This window comes from Pseudoalteromonas sp. S1610, from assembly GCF_005887465.1.
Classification (GTDB): Bacteria; Pseudomonadota; Gammaproteobacteria; order Enterobacterales; family Alteromonadaceae; genus Pseudoalteromonas; species Pseudoalteromonas undina.
In genome coordinates this window covers 12,531-32,480 of the sequence record NZ_PNDI01000044.1, presented here as the reverse complement: position 1 = coordinate 32,480, position 19,950 = coordinate 12,531, and the positions used below count along the sequence as shown (strand labels likewise).

Genomic DNA, 19,950 nt, shown 5'->3' with positions numbered 1-19,950 from the left:
TACTCTTTATTATAATTGCTGTTCTTGCATTGGCTTATAGCTCACTGCAAGGCCGGTATCGTAGCGTAAATCAATTGCATCTATCTGTGCATCAGCACGTTGTTCTATGCGTGAATAAACGTCTATAAAACGCTGTACACGCTTGGCTTTATCCTTGCGCCCTAAATTTAAACGCACGCCATTATCTAACCAAAGTTGCCACGAAAACCGCTCAGATAGCGCAAGGCTAGTGAGCGTTAGTGCATTTACTTTAAGCATTTCATCAAACTGTTTAAACGCTACCCATGCTTCTTTTTCACTGCCTTCTGGCCCATATAACTGGGGTAATGTGGCACTTAATTTATCACTTTTAGCCTCAAACGCATCGCCGCTTTGGTTAATCAATAAATCACTGTTCCAGTGAGCGACCGCTTGATGCTCTACCACGTAAACTTGGATAGTATCAGGCCATTGCTTTCTTACCGATACCGTTGCGACCCAAGGTAGTTCTTGCACTAAATGCTGAACATGCTTTACGTTTAACTCAAAAAAGCTACTTAAATCCGCTTTTTTTATCGCGGTAGTTATTGCTTTTTCATCGGTGTATTTGGGGCTCCCCAACACCGTTAGATGCTTAATTTGCGCATCTTTATTTGCAACTAACCAATGGGAAACCCCATTGGTTATTTCAATTAACCCAATCACCACAGCCAGAAAAAAGCTCACTCCAAAAATCAGCGACCAGTTAAGTTGCTGTTTTAGTTGCTGCGCTTTCTCTAAAAAGGGATGCATATTAAAGGGTTTGCTCCAAAATGCGAACAACTAATTGCTCAAAACTTGCCCCATTGGCTTTTGCAGCCATTGGCACCAATGATTTTTCTGTCATGCCTGGCACTGTATTTACTTCCAACAAGTAAAATTGGCCTTGCTGATCTTGCATTGCATCGACGCGACCCCAGCCACTTGCACCCACTAAATCAAACGCATCGAGTGCCATTGCTTGTAGTTTTTGGGTATCTGGTTGTGATAAATCAGCAGGACAATGATATTGCGTCGTACTTGACTGATATTTAGCTTGGTAGTCATAAAAACCATTTGGCGTGCTCATTTCAATCACAGGTTGTACTTCATCACCAAGCACCGTAATTGTAAATTCGCGCCCCGAGATCCACTGCTCTACCAATACTTGGCTGTCGAACTTAAATGCATTGCTGAGCGCATCTTCAAGCTCTTCTGCAGAGCTTGCTTGTGCCATACCAATACTTGAGCCTTCGTGCGATGGTTTTACCATCACTTTTTTAAATTCATCGATAATTGCTTTAGCATCAAAGCCTTTTTTAGCATCAACTACCGCATAAGGTGCTGTGCTTAAGCCTGCCGATTTAAACAAGTGCTTACAACGAATTTTATCCATTGCTAATGCTGAACCCAGTACATTACTGCCAGTGTAAGGCAAGTTCATAAACTCTAAAGCACCTTGTACTGTGCCATCTTCACCACCTCGGCCATGCAGCGCAATAAAAACGCGATCAACGTTTAAGTCTTTTAATTCCCACAATGAACGATTTTGAGGGTCAAACGCAATCGCATCAATGCCACAGGCAAGAAGTGCATTAAGGACTGCTTGACCAGATTTTAATGACACGTCGCGCTCTGCTGAGTTTCCACCTAGCAGCACCGCTACTTTACCAAACTGGGAACTTACCTGTGTCATACTTCACCTTGCTTTAATTTTTCTATCGACATATTTGTTGCTGCTAAGTTTTTAACTAACTGACCTATGTTACCTGCGCCTTGCGTAAGTACTAAATCATTATTTTGCAGGCAGTTAGCAAGTACACCTGCAAGCTCTGAGCTTGAAGCTACATGCAATGGCTCTTTGCCACGCTGGCGTAAACTGCGGCATAAACTCTTACTATCAGCGCCCACAATCGGCTCTTCGCCTGCACTGTAAACATCAAGCAATAGCAACTGATCAACCTCGGCGAGTACTTTCACAAAATCTTCGTATAAATCGCGAGTACGAGTATAGCGATGCGGCTGATAAACCATCACTAAACGCTTATCAGGCCAGCCTTCTCTCGCTGCGGTGATGGTAGCTGCCACTTCTGATGGGTGATGACCATAGTCATCTACTAACATCACATTACCGCATTCGTTTTCAAATTCACCATAATGCTGAAAACGACGGCCAATGCCTTCAAAAGTATCTAATGCCGCTAAAATTGCATGATTAGCTATGTTTTGATCTTTTGCCACCGCAATCGCTGCGGTTGCATTTAGGGCATTGTGTTTACCTGGCATATTTAACTTAGCGGTTAAACTCTCGCCTTGTTTATTAGTAACAGTAAATTGGCATGTATTGGCTGTTTGGCTAAATTCACTCATTCGATAGTCAGCATCTTGCGATTCACCATAAGTGATCACCGGACGACCAAAGCGAGGTATTAATTCTGCGGCAACGTCTGAATCTATACACACTACAGCTAGCCCGTAAAACGGCAGGTTATGAATGAATTCAACATAAGTATCTTTCATTTTTTCTAAGCTGCCGCCATAAGTTTCCATGTGATCTTCTTCAATATTAGTGATCACCGATACCATTGGCTGTAAATGCAAAAATGAAGCATCGCTTTCATCCGCTTCAGCGATTAAAAAGTCGCTTTTGCCTACTTTAGCATTGCTGCCAGCACTATTTAATAAACCGCCAATAATAAAGGTTGGATCGAGCCCTGCTTGTGCATAAATGCTGGCAATTAAACTAGTTGTTGTGGTTTTACCATGGGTACCGGCAATGGCAATACCATGACGAAAACGCATCAGCTCAGCTAACATTTCTGCACGGCGAACCACCGGAATACGCGCAGCTTGCGCGGCTTGAATTTCAGGGTTTGTTTTATCAATTGCACTTGAAACCACCACCACATTAGCGTCTTTTACATTATTTTCATGATGGCCAATAAATACTTCAGCGCCCGCTTGAATTAAACGCTCGGTCATGGCGCTATGCGCTATATCCGAGCCGGTAATACGGTAACCTTCAAAAGCCAATACTTCTGCAATACCGCCCATACCTGCACCACCTATTCCTACAAAGTGAATAGTTTCAATGCGGCGCATCGCAGGGCGTGTATATTTTTCTTTTGCTAATGTCTGTTTCACTTATATTCTCTTATTTGTTACTTGCTCACAGTGCATAGCGACGCTGGCTGTGGCATCTAAAATAGCCTGCTGCTTTGCTTTAGCAGCCATTTTAGTTATTAATAAAGGTTCGGCTAAATAGGGACTTAAAAGTTCAACAATGCTGCGCTGATTAAATTGCCCCTGTGGCATTAATAATGCCCCTTCTGCCATTACTAAATACTGTGCATTTGCTGTTTGGTGATCATCAACCGCATGTGGAAACGGTACAAATACCGCCATTTTACCTGCTGCAGCAATTTCACTAACCGTGAGCGCTCCGGCGCGACAAATTACAATATCGGCCCAGCTATAAGCGGTATCCATATCATCAATAAATTCAGCAACAGTTACTTGTTCATCGCCCATTTGTTGCTGCTGGTAACTTTCGCTCACACTAGCAAAATGGCCTTTACCAGTTTGGTGCCAAACATTAATGGCACAGGTATCATTTAAGCGCTTAAATGCTTCAGGCAGTGTTTGGTTAAGTACTTGTGCACCTAGTGAGCCACCCACTACAAGCATATTAATTGGACTTGATATTTCCCGCTTAGGTATATCAACTACACTCTGACGCACAGGGTTACCCACCAGCTCAGCTTTACCACTGGCAAAAGCACTTGGAAATGCAGCTAATACGCGATTCGCAAATTTCGCTAGCCATTTATTGCTCATACCAGCTACGGCGTTTTGCTCATGAATTACCAAAGGGATACCGAGACTTTTTGCCGCAATACCCGTAGGGCCTGTCACGTAGCCGCCCATAGCTAAAACCACGTCAGGGCGTTGTTGTTTTAATACTTTACGCGCCTGCAATATTGCATTAATAACCATGAATGGCGCTTTAATGAGGCGTTTTAAACCATTACCTCGCACGCCTTTTACATCAATAAAATCAATTTCTATGTTGTGCTTGGGCACGACACTGGCTTCCATTCTATCAGGAGTGCCTATCCAGCTAACTTGCCAACCTTGCTGTTTGAGATAATCAGCAACCGCAATCCCCGGGAAAATATGTCCACCTGTGCCCCCTGCTACAACGACTATTTTTTTACTCATCGTTTAGCTCCCCCCGACGTGGCCTGTTTAGTTGCCATCTTCGTTTCAAAATCTACCCGTAATAAAATACCAGTGGCTATGGTCATCATTAATAAACTTGAGCCACCATAGGAAATAAACGGTAGGGTTAGTCCTTTGGTTGGTAATATACCGGCACTGGCGCCTACATTAACCATAGTTTGAAATGCAAACCAAATACCGATAGCTAAAGCTAAATAGCCTTCATATTCTTTACCGTTTTTAAGCGCATTTTGGCCAATTAGTAGCGCTCTAAATACTAATGTTCCTAATACCATTAAAATACTCAATACGCCCATAAAACCAAGTTCTTCAGCAATCACGGCAAAAATAAAATCGGTGTGTGCTTCCGGTAAATATTGTAATTTTTGTACGCTATTACCTAAGCCTTGGCCAAACCAATCACCTTGGCTATAAGCCATCAGTGATTGCACTAATTGATAACCTTTACCAAAAGGGTCGTCCCAAGGCTCTAAAAAACCCACCACACGCGCCATACGATAGGGCTCAAACACAATCAACCCAACCACCAACGCAATACCGGTTAAAATAAGTGCAAAAAATTGCCAAAGCTTGGCACCGGCTAAAAACAATAAACCAACCGTAGTAACAAACATCACCACCACGGTTCCTAAATCGGGCTGCATTAAAATAAGTGCCGCATAAACGGCAAATACCGCTATGGGTTTAGCAAAGCCTTTTATGTTTTCTTGTACTTCACTGCGCTTACGCACTAAATAGCCAGCGATATAACTAAAAAAGAATAACTTAGCGAGCTCGGAAGCCTGAATATTAAATGGTCCTATAGGTATCCAACGGGTAGAACCATTCACTTCTCGCCCCACAATTAGCACCACCAATAACAACACCAAGCCGATTAGTAATAAGTAGGGGTTAGCTTTTTTCCACCACGACATAGGTACTTGAGTACTTATGCAAAATAAACAAAACGAGAGCCCTAAAAAAATACCGTGGCGGATAGTAAAATGATAAATGTTGCCAAACAGCCTATCGGCCGTCGGCATTGAAGCACTAGTTACCATCACAAAGCCCACCCCTATTAGCATTAGCATGCAATAAAGGAGCGGCACATCATAAAGCTGCGCCGAAGGTTTAGGAGTAAATGCCTCTTTAATATCCGCAAAAGCTATCATGGCAGCTCCTGCAATACACAATGCACAAAATCATCGCCGCGCTGCATATAGTTGTTGTACATATCTATACTGGCGCAGGCTGGGGCTAATAAAACCGTATCGCCTGACGTACTTAATTGTTTAGCAAGCGCCACAGCTTCAGACATGTTGGTGGTTAAATGACCTTTAGCAGTTAGTGCCACTAACTCTTTTGCATCTTTACCAAAGCAAATGAGGGCTTTAACGTGTTGCTCAACATAAGGTTTAAGTGCCTCTAAATCAGCGCCTTTTGCATCGCCACCAGCAATAACCACTAAGTTTTGTTGCTTACCCGCTAAACTATCAATGGCCGCTATTGTTGCGCCTACATTAGTGGCTTTAGAGTCATTGAAATACTTAACGCTATTAAGCTCACCCACAAACTGACAACGATGTGCCAATCCATTAAATTGAGATAATGCAGTTTTATAATGCGCTTTAGTTATTTCAAACGGACTGAGTAACGCCATTACTGCCAATGTGTTTAAATAGTTATGCTTACCAACAACAGCTAAAGTACTGACTGGTAAATAAGCTTCGCCCTTTACCATAAAGTACGCTTCGTTATTATGCTGTGCTAAGTGGTAATCACCTTGTGTTTCTCCAAAACTAACTTGTGGTGCTAACGTGCGACTCACTGGGTGGGTTTGTCTATCGTCAGCATTAATAACTAAAAGTTCAGCGCCGTTATAAATACTTAACTTTGAATCTATATAAGCTTGATAGCTATCATAGCGATCGAGATGATCTTCTGAAATATTAAGCACAGTTGCACTGCTGGCTTTTAAGCTGTCAGTGGTATCAAGCTGAAAACTAGACAGCTCCAGTACAAACACATCAAAATCACCGTCAAGTAAATCCAGTACAGCTGTGCCAATATTGCCGCCCAGTGCTACTTTATAACCTGCGGTTTTTAATACTTCGTAAGCAAGGGTTACTACTGTTGATTTACCATTTGAGCCTGTTACCGCAACAACTGGTTTAGTGTTAATGCGGGCAAATAACTCAACATCACCAATCACTTCTACGCCGGCATTCATTGCCTGTGCAACCGCAGGGGTTTTTAAACTTAGCCCGGGACTAATAATGATCATATCGCAAGCACTGAGTGCCGCATTATTTAAATCACCAAAGTGAGTATTAAGATTAGCGGCATGTTGCTTGAGCCAATCAACACTGGGAGGATTTTCTCGGCTATCGACTACATTGGGCTGTATTCCTTGAGATAATAAAAAACGCACAATGCCCAGACCGGTTACACCGAGTCCGAGCACTGTTATTTGTTTATTTTTTATCTCGTTTAAATACTGCATTTATCGGATCTTTAATGTCGCAAGGCCAGCGAGCACCAGCACAATAGAAATTATCCAAAAGCGCACAATAACGCGTGGCTCTGGCCATCCTTTAAGTTCGTAGTGATGGTGAATCGGCGCCATTTTAAAAATACGTTGGCCGCGTAATTTATAAGAGCCAACTTGTAAAATTACCGACAGCGCTTCCATTACAAACACGCCCCCCATAATAATAAGTAATAACTCTTGGCGAACCAGCACAGCAATAATACCTAATGCACCACCTAGAGCTAACGAGCCTACATCGCCCATAAACACTTGTGCTGGGTAGGTGTTAAACCATAAAAAGCCTAACCCTGCACCCACAATAGCGGTACACACCACTACCAATTCACTGGCAAGTGGCAAGTGCGGAATATGTAAATAAGCCGAAAAGTTAATATTACCCGTTAAGTAAGCAATAATAGCCAGTGCTGCAGCCACCAAAATTGTTGGCACAATAGCCAAACCATCTAGTCCGTCGGTTAAATTAACTGCGTTTGAGGTGCCCACCAATGCAAAATACGTGATTACGATATAAAACAGGCCTAGTTGTGGCAGTACATCTTTAAAAAATGGCACAACAAGAGATGTTTCTGTCGCTTGGGTACTGGTCATGTAAAGTGCAGTTGCTACAACCAATGCAATTACTGATTGCCAAAAATACTTCCACTTAGCAATCAGTCCTTTGGGGTCTTTACGGATCACCTTACGGTAATCGTCAATAAAGCCAACAATCCCTAATGAGCCAATCACAAACAATGTGGCCCATACGTATTTATTAGACAAATCAGCCCACAATAAAGTGCTAGTGAATATTGCCGCTAAAATAAGTAAGCCACCCATGGTCGGTGTACCCGATTTAGACAAGTGTGATTGCGGACCATCATCACGTACTGTTTGCCCAATTTGCATGCGCTGTAAACCACGAATTAACTTTGGCCCCAAATAAAGCGACATAATTAACGCGGTCAAAATACCTAAAATGGCACGAAGAGTTAAATACGAAAAAACATTAAAGCCACTATAATATTGAGTTAAATACTCAGCCAGCCAAACTAACATTATGATACTCCATTGATGGCTTGTTGCTGGCCATTAACTAAATCGGTTACTAAAAGCTCCATGCGAGAACTGCGTGATCCTTTCACGACAAGGGTAATTTTTTTATCTACTTTGCTAATACTGTTTTGAATTTGCTGCAGCATTTGCTCACGATTTGAAAAGTGACGATTAGGCAGCTCAAATACATCACTTGCTGACTTACTTAATACACCGAGTGTAAATAGCTCATCAATGCCTTGCGCTAATGCATATTCGCCCACTTCTTGATGATACTTACGAGCATCTTCACCAAGCTCCCCCATATCACCGAGAGCCAAAATACGATGACCTTGAATATCGCTAAGTAAATCAATCGCCGCTTTTACCGATTTAACGTTGGCATTATAAGTATCATCAATAATGGTGAGTGAATCACTAGCTTCAATCAGGTTAACCCGCCCTTTAACTTCACCCATGGTCGCTAGGGCGCTGGCAATTTCATCAAGTGACACGTCAAACTCACTGGTTAATGCAGCAGCAATAAGCGCGTTGCTAATATTATGCTTGCCTGGCAATGCTAACGTAACCGGAACTCTGTGTTGTTTGGTACATAACATAAAGCTTGCTCGAGCTTGTGCATCTAGGCTGATGTCCTCAGCCCAAATATCCAGTTTTTCACTGCTAGAAAAACATTTAACCTTTCGCGCTGCTAATTTATCAAGCCAATACTGACTAAACTCGCTATCGCAATTAACAATGGCAATGCCATCGTCTTTTAAACCATCGTAAATTTCGCCTTTGGCTTGTGCTACCCCTTGTAAGCTACCAAAACCTTCTAAATGTGCCGCGGCAACATTACATACCACGGCAACATCCGGTTTGGTCATGGCGGTAGTGTAGGCAATTTCACCAATATGGTTCGCACCGAGTTCAATAACCGCATAACGATGCTGTGGCTCTAATCTTAATAAGGTAAGAGGCACGCCAATATCATTATTAAAGTTGCCTTTAGTCGCTAAAACATCCCCTTTACTTGATAAAATAGCGGCACACATTTCTTTAACTGTGGTTTTACCTACACTGCCAGTAATAGCGATAGTTTTAGGTGCAACTTGCGCCATCACCGCTGTTCCAATTGTGCCTAATGCAATACGGGTATCGGCAACTACAAATTGAGCAATGTCGGTATCAACAACGTGATCGACAATGACTCCAATAGCACCTTTTTGTTTTGCTTGCTCAATAAACTTATGACCATCAAAGTTAGGGCCTTTAAGTGCCAAAAACACTTCACCATCACATAAAGTACGGGTATCGGTGTTTATATTTATTACTTGACGATTATCACCTTGATAATCAGTTGCTAGCACATTAGCTAGCCAATCAAAATCCATTGGGATCATGCTTGAGACCCTCTTACTGCTTGTTTTAATTGTTGTTGTACAAATTGGCGGTCGCAAAAATCAATGCGTTGGTTACCTATAATTTGATAGTCTTCATGCCCTTTACCGGCAATTAAAATAACCTCACCGGCTTTCGCGTTATCTATAGCAAATTGTATGGCAGCACCCCGGTCGGCCTCTAAATGGGCGTTTTGTGGGTGTGTTAATCCTGCAGCTACATCATTAATAATTTCATTGGGATCTTCAGAGCGCGGGTTATCACTGGTAATGATCACTTTGTCTGCAAACTGCTCGGCGGCTTGTGCCATTAGTACACGTTTACCTTTATCTCTGTCGCCGCCGCAACCAAATACACAACTCACTCCACCTGGTACATGTTGTTGCAGCGCTTGTAACGCTAGTGCGAGTGCATCAGGCGTATGTGCATAATCAACCACGCAAGTAGGCATATTTGGCGCTGTAAATGCTTGCATTCTGCCTGCTACAGGTTGCAAATACTCACACCCTGCCACTAATTGCGTTAATGGGTAACCTAGCGCTAATAATGTGGCTAAAGCAGCGGTTAAATTATATAGATTAAATTCACCATATAACGGTGATTTTATGGCAATATCACCCCAACTTGTAGTTAATTGCGCCGAAATACCGGTTGCTGAATAGCTAACATCAGAAAAATACACAAACTGAGCGTTTTTAGGGGCTAAGTTGTTACGGCCATAACAAATTAGTTTATTAAAGCTATATTTTTCAATCCATTGCTCTGCTTGTCCGTCATCTTGGTTAAGAATGACATTGGCAGCATCAAAATCACGAAACAGCATCAACTTGGCATCACCGTAACTATCCATGTCACCATGATAATCTAGATGATCACGAGATAGGTTAGTAAATACCGCCGCTTTGAAATGGCACTGATCAACACGGTGCTGTACCAATCCATGCGATGATACTTCCATTGCTACTAAACGATGTTGCTGCTCTTTTAAGTCACTTAAAATATGCTGTAAATCCACACTCGAGGGCGTGGTATTTTGCAGCGGTGTTAACTTATCTGGATGGCCATAACCGAGCGTGCCTATAATTGCGGCTTGGGTATGACAAAACTGTGCTAAATGAGCAATCATTGCGGTAGTAGTCGACTTACCATTGGTACCTGTTACACCAATTAAGTCTAATTCTAGGCTCGGTTGCTGGTAAAATTTACTCGCTAATACAGGCAACTTCTTATTTAATTCTGAGACTAAATAAAGCGGCTCAAAATCACTTTCAAACTCACACAGTCTGTCGGCAATAATTGCACTGGCACCATTCTGAATTGCTTTATCAATAAACTGTCCGCCATCAAGCTGATGACCTTTTATTGCCACAAATACATCACCAGGTTTTACATTGCGACTGTCTAAACGTAACTCGTTTACCATTAAACGTGCTGCATCTATTTCTAAATATTTTAAAATTGTGTGTAAATCACGCACCATCATCTTTGCCCTTCACGTATGCCACCGAGTCTTTATCTGGGGCAACGTTTAAAATTCTTAATGAATTAGAGATTATTTCTGCAAACGCCGGACCTGCCGTTGCGCCACCGTAATAAACATCTCCACCGGGCTCGTTGATCAATACCACAACGGCTAATCGCGGATTACTCGCAGGGGCAATGCCCGCAAAATAACCTACATATTCGTCACCATAACCACCTGCAGCGGCCTTTTTAGAAGTACCCGTTTTACCAGCTGCACGGTAGCCATCAACTTTAATACGTCGTGCGGTACCACCTTCTTCAAATACGCTTTCCATCATATGAACTACAGCTTCAACATCTTGCTGTTGAAAAACACGTTCACCTTCAGGTATAGAATCTTGCTTTAGTACAGTGAGTGGGCGGTTCACCCCACCCGCGCCTAACATGGCGTAAAAACGAGCCATTTGCGCGGTACTCACGGCAATATTGTAACCAAACGAAAGTGCGGCAATTTCGTGATCTGACCAGCGACGATTTGGGTAAAATAAACCACTACTTTCCCCGACCATGCCGGTACCACTATCACTACCAAAACCCACCTTTTGGTAAAGACCTACAAAATAGTCTTTGGGTACGGTTTGGCTTATTTTCGTTACGCCCATATTACTGGAGTACTTTAAAATTTCGCGCAGCGTCATTTCACCATGATTACGGGTATCTTGTACTAAGCTGCCCCCTAAACGCATCCAGCCTGGGTAGGTATCAACTTTGTCATCCGGTTGGATTGTGCCGTAGTCTAATCCAGCTAAAATGGCTAGAGGCTTAACGGTTGAGCCGGGTTCAAACAAATCGGTAATTGCACGGTTACGACGCTTATGAGGAGCCGCGCCGCTTAAATTGTTAGGATTAAATGAAGGACTATTTACCATAGCCAAAACTTCACCAGTTTTAACATCAACCACCATGGCTGAACCTGAAGTGGCCTTGTAAGTTAATACCGCTGATTTAACCGCTTTGTAGGCAATCGCCTGAATACGTTGATCAATACTCAGTTGAATACTCTCAGGCTCCACTCGCTCGCGCTCATCAAGCACTTCAACTTCACGTCCTTGAGCATCTTTTCGAATCGTACGTCGGCCTTCTTCACCTGTGAGTGCATTTTCGTAAAGCTTTTCTATGCCTTCAATGCCTTTGCCATCGATATTAGTAAAACCAATGATATGCGCACTGACCTCACCGGCAGGGTAATAGCGTTTTGATTCATCTAATAAATGAATACCTGGTAGGCGTAAATCGCCAATATAATTAGCAACAGCCGGAGTAACTTGGCGTTTTAAGTAAACAAAGCGACGAGTAGGATCATCAAGTAGTCGGGTATTAATTTTGCTCGGTTCAATGCGCAGTACATCGGCTAGTTCACGCCAGCGCAAATCGTTTTTATAATACAGGGCGGTACGCTTGTTTAGCTCAGCGACATTTTCACGCAGAGTTTGCTGATCTTCACCATTTTTACGGGCTTGCCTGAGCACTTTGCTCACCAGTGATTTATGCAAAGCTTTAGGATCTGCATACACACTGACTACAGGCACACTAACAGCTAACTCTTTACCGTTACGATCGAAGATCATACCGCGTTGCACATGCAATTTTTCAACACGTACCGTACGCTTGTCACTTTCGGAGCGAGCCTTATCGGGTTCAATTACTTGCAAATATGCGGCGCGCGATACCAAAGTCACAAACACTAAAAAAATCACCGCGCACACTAAAATAAAGCGCCATGCGATTAGGTTGTTGACTGGTTTTTTGCCTCGCGTTCTCATTGTAATATAATTACCTGCTCATCTTGGCTGGTTGGCCGCTTCATTTCTAATTGTGACGTTGCCACTTCTTCAATGCGTGCATGTTGCGAATAAAATTCTTCTTCCACTAAAAAATAACGCCACTCTAAATCCAATTCATCACGCTCTTGCAGTAACGAATCTTGCTCAATTAATTGCGCACGAGATAAATGAGTTACCTGCACCACGCTCAAACTTGACGCGAATATCACAACCAACAAGGCCAAGGTGATCTTGTTCGCACCTAGGCCTTTAATTATTTCAATAAATAGATTGGGTTGGCGATAACTCGCTTTTTTACTCATCCCAACCTCTGTGCAATCCTTAGTACTGAGCTACGAGAGCGTGGATTGCGAGCCACTTCATCAGCACTTGGTTTAATAGCTTTACCCACTGCTTTTAACGTCAGGTTTTTATTTATTTGTGCGTCGGTTAAAGGCAGACCTCTGGGTATCGCTTCTCCCTTACTCTGTTTTTTAATAAATTGTTTTACAATGCGATCTTCTAAAGAGTGAAAAGAAATAACAACTAAGCGACCACCCGGCTTAAGAACTTTAATCGCCGCTTGTAGTGCGGTTTGAATTTCCTCTAACTCGCTATTGATATAAATACGAATTGCCTGAAACGTGCGCGTTGCAGGATGTTTAAACTTATCTTTAACGGGTACTGCTTCATCAACTAAATCTGCGAGCTGTTTAGTGGTAGTGATTGGCGTATGTTCACGCACTTCCAATATCTTGTGCGCAATGCGCTTACCAAATTTTTCTTCACCTAGCTTTTTGATCACATGGGTAATGTCATCTAGTTCCGCCTCAGCTAACCACTGCGCAGCGCTACGGCCTGTGCTTGGATCCATTCGCATATCAAGCGGGCCGTCTTTCATAAAACTAAAGCCACGAGCGGCATCATCTAACTGCGGTGACGACACACCAATATCAAGTAAAATGCCATCAACTTTACCAATTAGATCGTTTTGCTCAGCAACTTCGTATAACTTTGAGAACCGTGAGTGAGCAATCGAAAAACGTGAATCATCGGCAAACTTTTCTGCTGACTTTATAGCTTGTGGATCTTGATCAATAGCCTGCAAGCGACCAGCGTCGCCCAAGCGCGCTAATATTTGCCCTGAATGTCCGCCACGTCCAAAGGTGCCATCCATATAAATGCCGTCTGGCTTAATTGCAAGTGCATCTATGGTTTCTTCCATTAATACGGATACGTGTTCAAATTGCGCTGTCATTAGCTATTTTTTGCCTTTTTGTTTTGCTGCTAGAGGGTAAAGTTATCTAAATCGTCATTCGGTTCAAATTCACCAAGCCTTTCAAGCTCAGTGTCTTGGCGCATTTGTTCGTGCCAACGCGCCTCATCCCAAATCTCAAATTTATTCATTAAGCCCACCAGCATAATTTTTTTGCCAAGTTCTGCATGTGAGCGCAAAGAAGGCGCCAGCAAAATTCGACCGTTTTTATCAAGCTGATACTCTGTCGCATTACCTAACAACATACGTTGCATCCGTCGCGCTCTGGGATTCATATTAGATATTTTTGCTAAACGGCTTTCTATTTCTAACCATTCAGCAAGGGGGTATAACCAAAGGCAAGGCTCATTGAGTGCAACAGTGCAAATAACCGTTCCCTGATCTTCAGACAATAGCGTGTCTCGGTACTTTGTTGGTACCGCAAAACGTCCTTTATCATCCAAACTCAGTGAACTTGCGCCACGAAACATAAAAAGCCTATTGTAAAATTATTTTAATCAACTTTTTGATTAACCCGATCCAGTTTGATCCACTAAACACCACTTTTTACCACAGTGCTCCAGTTTAGGGCTTGACAAGCCTTTTTGTCAAGTAAGTCACCCAGCTTTAGCGCCCCGCGAAGCCTGAAAAAATAAGGCTCAGATTAAAGCGGTTGAATTGTTTAGTAAAAAATCTGATCAGCCAGTAAAAAATTTTTTATCGTTTTTTTTATTAGCTTACTGGCATTATTTGCTTAATGAATAAACAGTGAATAATTACAATTTATTTAGGGTGTGTAGGGCTTTGTTTATTCGAACTAGGTGCAACTAAATCGTGACCTGAAATGTATAACCGAGTAAGCAAAGGAAAAATCAACCTCGAATGATCAAAACGCCTTAGTTTGTAAAAATTACAAACTGTTGTCGCAATAGTTACAGCTATAAACCTACTAAAAATTAGTAAATAAAATACAATCCATAAAAAACAATGAGTTAAAAACTGGTTTAATCATTGCACCTTAATAATTACTTTTAAAAAACTATTAAGGATTGATTATGGCTACGGCAACTAAGAGCAAAACTGCTATCGATGCAAAACAAGAGATTGAGGCCCCGTTAACAGATAAGGCAACATCAGCTGCGCATGACGCAGTAGATGCATTATCGAGTAAAGCGGCGGTAGCTGAAAATGGCGTTCGTAAAGGAGCAAGCAGCTCAGCAGAAACACTTAATGAGAAACAATTAGCAGCTCGCGAGAAATTAGAAGAATGTACTTCTAAGACTCGTCAACTCGCATCAGAAAACCCATTAGCAACGGCTGGTCTTGCATTTGCTGCTGGTATGTTAGTTACTGCACTATTTCGTCGCAAGTAATACTAATGCAAAACCTACATTCAACATCAAGTGAATCACAATCGACAGATTCGCAGTCATCGGCAAAACATGCCGATGACTGGCAAGATCATGTTGCTAAGCTTGCTGATTATGCAGCGCAGCTCAAGGATGATTATCATCAACAAGGAAAGTTGACACATCAGCTTGCCATAGCTGAATGGAAATTGTCGTTAAGATCCTTAGCACTGATCACCATCCTACTCGGATGTTTTGCCAGTGGCTTGGTGTTACTGTGGGTCGGGTTTTTAGGTATTGTAGGCTTTGCGACTTTTGACTTATTTAGCTCGATTTGGCTGAGCATTACTGTAGTGATCAGCCTACAAATTTTATGCTTAATTTGGCTGTGGCGGAACGCAGTTTATCTAAGCAAAAAAATTGGCTTTACTAAAACGCTAAATAGTCTAAAGCAGCTGCTTAAATTATAAGGCATACACTATTATGTTAATTAATTACTTGATCAACTCACCGAATGCTCGAGTGCAACAGCTACACAAAGAAGTCGTGATGCGCTCTGAGCTAAAGCGTCAGCACCTCACGGCAATAAAATATCGAGCCAAACGTTTTGCCGCAACAAAAGTGGGGCTCGTTAGTGCTTTTACCGCAGGCGCGGTTGTGGAGTCGGCAAAGGGAGACACCAACATGGTAAAAAAATACAGTTGGTTATTAAAACTACTCGCTTAAAATTCACTCCTACATTAAATCGTCACGACAGTGAGCCAAAATAACCGTTTTGATAATCGCTAACCGCTTGGCGGATTTCAGCTTCAGTGGTCATTACAAACGGCCCCATATGTGCAATTGGCTGATTAAGCGGATCAGCTGCTAAAATCAGAACACCTGCTGCTTTTTCGGCACGTATGCAAATATCACTCGATGGCTCAACAATAAGTAATTTTCCTGCATCAAAGGTTTCACCTTGCGCTGATTCTAATGACCCAGTGTGTATGTAAATCATCACTTTTTGCTGTTTTAGTGCTGGTAGATAAAGCTCCTTACCTGCAGGCAAAGCCACATCGGCTATAGCACCATTAGCGGCTAAGTTTTGTAAGCTTGAAACCAATTGCTGTGAATCAAATTGCCATGTCCCTGCTAGCGCTTTAAGACTAATACCTTGTTGATTAGTAAACCTCGGTGCTGGATGCTCTGTGGTATCCTGGTATTGCGGCTCACGCATTTTGTCAGCGCTTGGCATATTGAGCCAAATTTGAAAGCCATGTAAGCCTTTTTCAGCATCAGCAAGTGGCATTTCACTGTGCATAACACCACTACCGGTGCTCATCCATTGCACGTCACCGGCGCGAATCGCTTCTATGTTACCCATTTGATCTTTATGCTCAAATCCTCCTTTTAAAATATAGGTAAAAGTTTCGATACCTCGATGAGGGTGAGGAGGAAAACCACCAATATAGTCACTCTCATCATCAGATTTAAGCTCATCAATCATTAAAAATGGGTCTAAATATTTACCATCAAATCCTGGAATACGACGGATATTGACGCCATCCCCATCTTGGGTAGCATAAGCAGTTAAAACTTTGGTTATTTTCATTTTTTGCCTAATATGTTATGTAAATATATAAGGGATTAAATTATTATTTCATCATGTTTTTTATACGTAAATTAATATATTTCAATCATATGCAACACTATTTTATTGCAAAATCTTAGATATAACCTTAGTACTTCAATGGTTATTTATAGTAGGATTATCAAGCGTCACTCTACTTTGCACTAATTTGGATACGACTATTTTTACTTCATCATTAAAACATCAACTCTACCGCCTTCTTATGCTAATTTGCATACCTGTTGCTGCTATTATTTTAGTAACCTTGTGGTTTAGTCGTGACGCAGCCATTAAAGAGCACGAGACAAAAGTGCGCACCATCACTGAGCAACTAATTATCAAACAACAAAGCATGATTGATGATGTCAAAAAAGTTACTGAGTTTTTAGCAAAAAAACAGAAAAACATTCAATCTTTACCCTCTACTTGTCCTGCGTATTTTTTAGATGTTAAGGCACTCAATGGTAATATCGCGAATATTGGTATAGTAAATAAAAATGGTGACCTAATTTGTACATCAAAAAGTAGCGACACTAATATTAACATTAGTGACCGTCCCTATTTTAAAAACGCGATCGCCAGTAAAGAGTTCAGTATTGGCCATTTCCAGCACGATCGCAGCCTCAAAGCGCAAAGTATTAACTTTGCTTACCCTATCTTAAATGAAAATAATGATATTGAAGGCGTTATTGTGACCGTAATCGCTTTAGACTGGTGGAGCTCGGCACTTAATACTTTAAATTTATCGACAGAAATCAGAGCTGTCATTACTGACTCTAACGGTAGTATTTTAGCTAACTACCCTTTTTCAGCCGATAGACTAGGCAACAAATTGGAAAAGTTCGATTTAGCGCATAACTTGCAAGCTGGTGTTATTTTTAAAGGAAAAGATGGTATCCGAAGAGTTTTCCATCAAACCACTCTCTACCGTGATGGCAATAACAATAAACTTTCTATTTATATTACTCAACCAATAGATGAAACACTTGAGCAAATAGATATTAACTTTGTAAAAATGGTTTTAGGATTTTTAATGACCATCCTTCTTTTAGCCGTATTGGCTAGACGATTAGTCAATAAAAGCATCTTAAACCCGATTAAAAGTTTAACGCAGGCTGTTAACCGCTTAGCAGCCGGTAATATGCCTCATGACGACGAGCAGCCTAATAGCCCTGAGCTAAATAGACTCTATCATCGTTTTAAATATATGGCTGAAACTCGCTTAACAGCTGAAGCATGCCTTAAACATAAACATGACGAGCTAAATAGCTTGCTTAATGCACTACCTGATGCTTTTTTACGCGTAGATGCCAATGGCAATATACTTGATACCGGTGGACGTATTAAATCGTTAAATTATAGCCATTCAACACCGCCTAAAAAGTTATCGTGTTTATTCTCTAGTGCTAATTTAAAACAAGTAGAAGAGTACTTAACAACCCTGAGCGCTCCTGTCACTGTTGAGCTTGAACATAAACAAGACAATCAGTTTTATGAAGCGAAAATCAGCCCAATGAAAAAAGTGGATGAGTTTATAATTGTTATTAGTAACATCACGCAACGAAAGCAGAATCAAGAGTCTTTGCATTTAGCGTCATTAGTTTACAACAACAGCAGTGAAGGTATGGCAATCACAGATGAAAATGGCGTTATTTATGATGTGAACCCTGCATTTTGTGAAACAACTTTGTATTCTCGAAAAGAAGTACTCAATAAAACGGTGGGTATTTTATCATCGGGTAAACACGATAAAGAGTTTTATGATTACATGTGGCAGTCAATAAATAAAACTGGCCGCTGGCAAGGTGAAATAACCAATCGTCGTAAAAATGGCGAGCTGTATGCTGAATGGTTAACCATAGATACTATTTACGATAAAAATAAAGCCCCAACTAGTCGTATTGCTATTTTTACCGATCTAACCGAGAAAAAACAAGCTGACGAGCTAATTTGGCGACAAGCTCATTTTGATCATTTAACCGACTTACCTAATCGACTAGAACTAAAAGAGCGGTTAAATAAACGCTTTACGAGCGTAAACAACCACGACCAAAAACTGGTCATTATGCTGTTAGATATTGATCACTTTAAAGATATTAATGATACGTTAGGCCATCATTATGGCGATAGATTACTTAAATTAGTATCTGAGCGAATTGTGCAAACAGCCAAAGAGGCTGACTTTGTAGCACGTATTGGTGGCGATGAATTTGTTATTGTATTTAGTGACTTACGCGGTAGCGATAATATCAAACAAATAGCAAAATCACTGCTACTTAGCCTTGCTTCGACTATTTTTATTGAAGATGAAAAAGTGTATATCAGTGCCAGTATTGGTATTGCCTGCGCGCCAGATGATGGCCAAAACCCAGAGCAACTGCTTAAAGCTGCTGACCAAGCTATGTATAAGGCAAAAAATAGCGGCCGAAATGACTTTGAATTTTTCTCACATGATATGCGTGAAGATGCAAATGCAAGAATGCAGTTGCTCAAAGAGCTTCGCTCAGCCATAGAGTTAGAGCAATTTGAGTTATATTATCAGCCTATTGTGTCCCTTGATGATTTACACGTTCATAAAGCTGAGGGACTTATTCGATGGCAACACCCAGAAAAAGGCCTGATCAGCCCTGCCGATTTTATTCCTCTTGCTGAAGAAACCAGACAAATAAATGCGCTTGGTCAATTTGTATTTACTGAAGCACTGCAAACACTTAATGATATTAAAAAACACATTCAAGATGAATTTCAAATTAGTATTAACGTATCGCCGGTGCAGCTCGCAACCACAGACAGTGGTATAGACGATTGGTATGGCATGCTTGAGACAGCAAATTTACCTGCATCGAGTATTGTGGCAGAAATTACTGAAGGCTTGATGGTTAATCCTGAAGAGCTGACCCAAAGCCGCCTAAAAGCCTTGGTTAAATCAGGGATGCAATTAGCACTCGATGATTTTGGTACTGGTTACTCATCGCTTGCTTACTTACAAGAAATGGATACCGACTACCTAAAAATTGATAAACGCTTTGTTGATAATATTCAAAAAAACAGCCAAGAGCTGGCCTTATGTGAAGCAATTATTATGATGGCTCATCAGCTTGGTTTAAAAGTAATTGCCGAAGGCATAGAAACAAAATTACAAATGGATTTATTACTTGAGGCTGGTTGTGATTATGGTCAAGGCTATTTGTTTTCAAAGCCGCTGCACAAAACCTCGTTTATGCAGCTGATAACAACGAACCAAGTAATTAAGCTCTGATAAA

At 41.4% G+C, this 19,950-nt stretch carries 18 protein-coding genes; 4 read left to right on the top strand and 14 right to left on the bottom strand.

Annotated elements, in window-relative coordinates:
- Window positions 1–9 precede the first annotated feature (9 nt).
- Genes CWB77_RS14130 through mraZ form a run of 13 tightly spaced genes read right to left on the bottom strand, consistent with a single transcriptional unit; the run spans window position 10 to window position 14,217 of the window.
- The gene (locus CWB77_RS14130; RefSeq protein ID WP_008465294.1) at window positions 10–771 is read right to left on the bottom strand and encodes a cell division protein FtsQ/DivIB; all 762 of its coding nucleotides are present in this window, start codon (window positions 769–771) and stop codon (window positions 10–12) included.
- A 1-nt stretch (window position 772) separates the two neighbouring features.
- A complete protein-coding gene (locus CWB77_RS14125; protein ID WP_010390703.1) occupies window positions 773–1,693 on the bottom strand; it encodes a D-alanine--D-alanine ligase in 921 nt (306 codons plus the stop codon).
- Complete coding sequence (murC, locus tag CWB77_RS14120) at window positions 1,690–3,099, bottom strand: UDP-N-acetylmuramate--L-alanine ligase (protein ID WP_217694239.1); 1,410 nt, start codon at window positions 3,097–3,099, stop codon at window positions 1,690–1,692. Before murC ends, CWB77_RS14125 begins: the two co-directional genes overlap by 4 nt.
- Before the next feature lie 42 nt (window positions 3,100–3,141).
- Window positions 3,142–4,218: an undecaprenyldiphospho-muramoylpentapeptide beta-N-acetylglucosaminyltransferase gene (murG, locus tag CWB77_RS14115; protein WP_010390701.1), complete on the bottom strand. Its 1,077-nt coding sequence runs from the start codon at window positions 4,216–4,218 to the stop codon at window positions 3,142–3,144.
- Entirely contained in the window at window positions 4,215–5,390 is a 1,176-nt protein-coding gene (gene ftsW, locus CWB77_RS14110) for a cell division protein FtsW (RefSeq protein ID WP_010390699.1), read from the bottom strand. The genes murG and ftsW overlap by 4 nt, the downstream gene beginning before the upstream one ends.
- Window positions 5,387–6,721 carry a UDP-N-acetylmuramoyl-L-alanine--D-glutamate ligase gene (gene murD, locus CWB77_RS14105; RefSeq protein ID WP_138623278.1) on the bottom strand — a complete coding sequence of 445 codons (1,335 nt, stop codon included), beginning with the start codon at window positions 6,719–6,721 and terminating at the stop codon, window positions 5,387–5,389. Before murD ends, ftsW begins: the two co-directional genes overlap by 4 nt.
- Window positions 6,722–7,804, bottom strand: a complete 1,083-nt coding sequence (gene mraY, locus CWB77_RS14100) for a phospho-N-acetylmuramoyl-pentapeptide-transferase (protein ID WP_054202311.1) — start codon at window positions 7,802–7,804, stop codon at window positions 6,722–6,724.
- Window positions 7,804–9,186 (bottom strand): UDP-N-acetylmuramoyl-tripeptide--D-alanyl-D-alanine ligase, encoded by a 1,383-nt coding sequence (locus CWB77_RS14095; RefSeq protein ID WP_138623276.1) that lies wholly within the window; start codon window positions 9,184–9,186, stop codon window positions 7,804–7,806. The genes mraY and CWB77_RS14095 overlap by 1 nt, the downstream gene beginning before the upstream one ends.
- Window positions 9,183–10,661, bottom strand: a complete 1,479-nt coding sequence (murE, locus tag CWB77_RS14090; protein WP_171043278.1) for a UDP-N-acetylmuramoyl-L-alanyl-D-glutamate--2,6-diaminopimelate ligase — start codon at window positions 10,659–10,661, stop codon at window positions 9,183–9,185. Before murE ends, CWB77_RS14095 begins: the two co-directional genes overlap by 4 nt.
- Entirely contained in the window at window positions 10,654–12,471 is a 1,818-nt protein-coding gene (locus tag CWB77_RS14085; protein ID WP_010390693.1) for a peptidoglycan glycosyltransferase FtsI, read from the bottom strand. The genes murE and CWB77_RS14085 overlap by 8 nt, the downstream gene beginning before the upstream one ends.
- Window positions 12,468–12,794: a cell division protein FtsL gene (gene ftsL / locus CWB77_RS14080; protein ID WP_010390691.1), complete on the bottom strand. Its 327-nt coding sequence runs from the start codon at window positions 12,792–12,794 to the stop codon at window positions 12,468–12,470. Before ftsL ends, CWB77_RS14085 begins: the two co-directional genes overlap by 4 nt.
- Entirely contained in the window at window positions 12,791–13,729 is a 939-nt protein-coding gene (gene rsmH / locus CWB77_RS14075) for a 16S rRNA (cytosine(1402)-N(4))-methyltransferase RsmH (RefSeq protein ID WP_054202314.1), read from the bottom strand. Before rsmH ends, ftsL begins: the two co-directional genes overlap by 4 nt.
- A gap of 29 nt (window positions 13,730–13,758) precedes the next feature.
- Window positions 13,759–14,217 carry a division/cell wall cluster transcriptional repressor MraZ gene (gene mraZ, locus CWB77_RS14070; RefSeq protein WP_010390682.1) on the bottom strand — a complete coding sequence of 153 codons (459 nt, stop codon included), beginning with the start codon at window positions 14,215–14,217 and terminating at the stop codon, window positions 13,759–13,761.
- Window positions 14,218–14,781: 564 nt separating this feature from the next.
- Between mraZ and CWB77_RS14065 the strand changes: the two genes are divergently transcribed.
- From CWB77_RS14065 to CWB77_RS14055, 3 genes are read left to right on the top strand one after another with little or no spacing between them, the layout of a single operon-like run.
- The gene (locus CWB77_RS14065; protein WP_010390681.1) at window positions 14,782–15,099 is read left to right on the top strand and encodes a hypothetical protein; all 318 of its coding nucleotides are present in this window, start codon (window positions 14,782–14,784) and stop codon (window positions 15,097–15,099) included.
- A 5-nt stretch (window positions 15,100–15,104) separates the two neighbouring features.
- Window positions 15,105–15,545 (top strand): hypothetical protein, encoded by a 441-nt coding sequence (locus CWB77_RS14060; protein ID WP_010390680.1) that lies wholly within the window; start codon window positions 15,105–15,107, stop codon window positions 15,543–15,545.
- 13 nt (window positions 15,546–15,558) lie between these two features.
- Complete coding sequence (locus CWB77_RS14055; protein WP_010390679.1) at window positions 15,559–15,801, top strand: hypothetical protein; 243 nt, start codon at window positions 15,559–15,561, stop codon at window positions 15,799–15,801.
- Window positions 15,802–15,823: 22 nt separating this feature from the next.
- Here CWB77_RS14055 and CWB77_RS14050 read toward each other — a convergent pair whose 3' ends face one another.
- Window positions 15,824–16,669, bottom strand: a complete 846-nt coding sequence (locus CWB77_RS14050) for a pirin family protein (RefSeq protein WP_131690495.1) — start codon at window positions 16,667–16,669, stop codon at window positions 15,824–15,826.
- A gap of 241 nt (window positions 16,670–16,910) precedes the next feature.
- Here CWB77_RS14050 and CWB77_RS14045 point away from each other — a divergent pair, with 241 nt between their 5' ends.
- The gene (locus tag CWB77_RS14045; RefSeq protein ID WP_138623274.1) at window positions 16,911–19,946 is read left to right on the top strand and encodes a bifunctional diguanylate cyclase/phosphodiesterase; all 3,036 of its coding nucleotides are present in this window, start codon (window positions 16,911–16,913) and stop codon (window positions 19,944–19,946) included.
- Window positions 19,947–19,950: the final 4 nt, after the last annotated feature.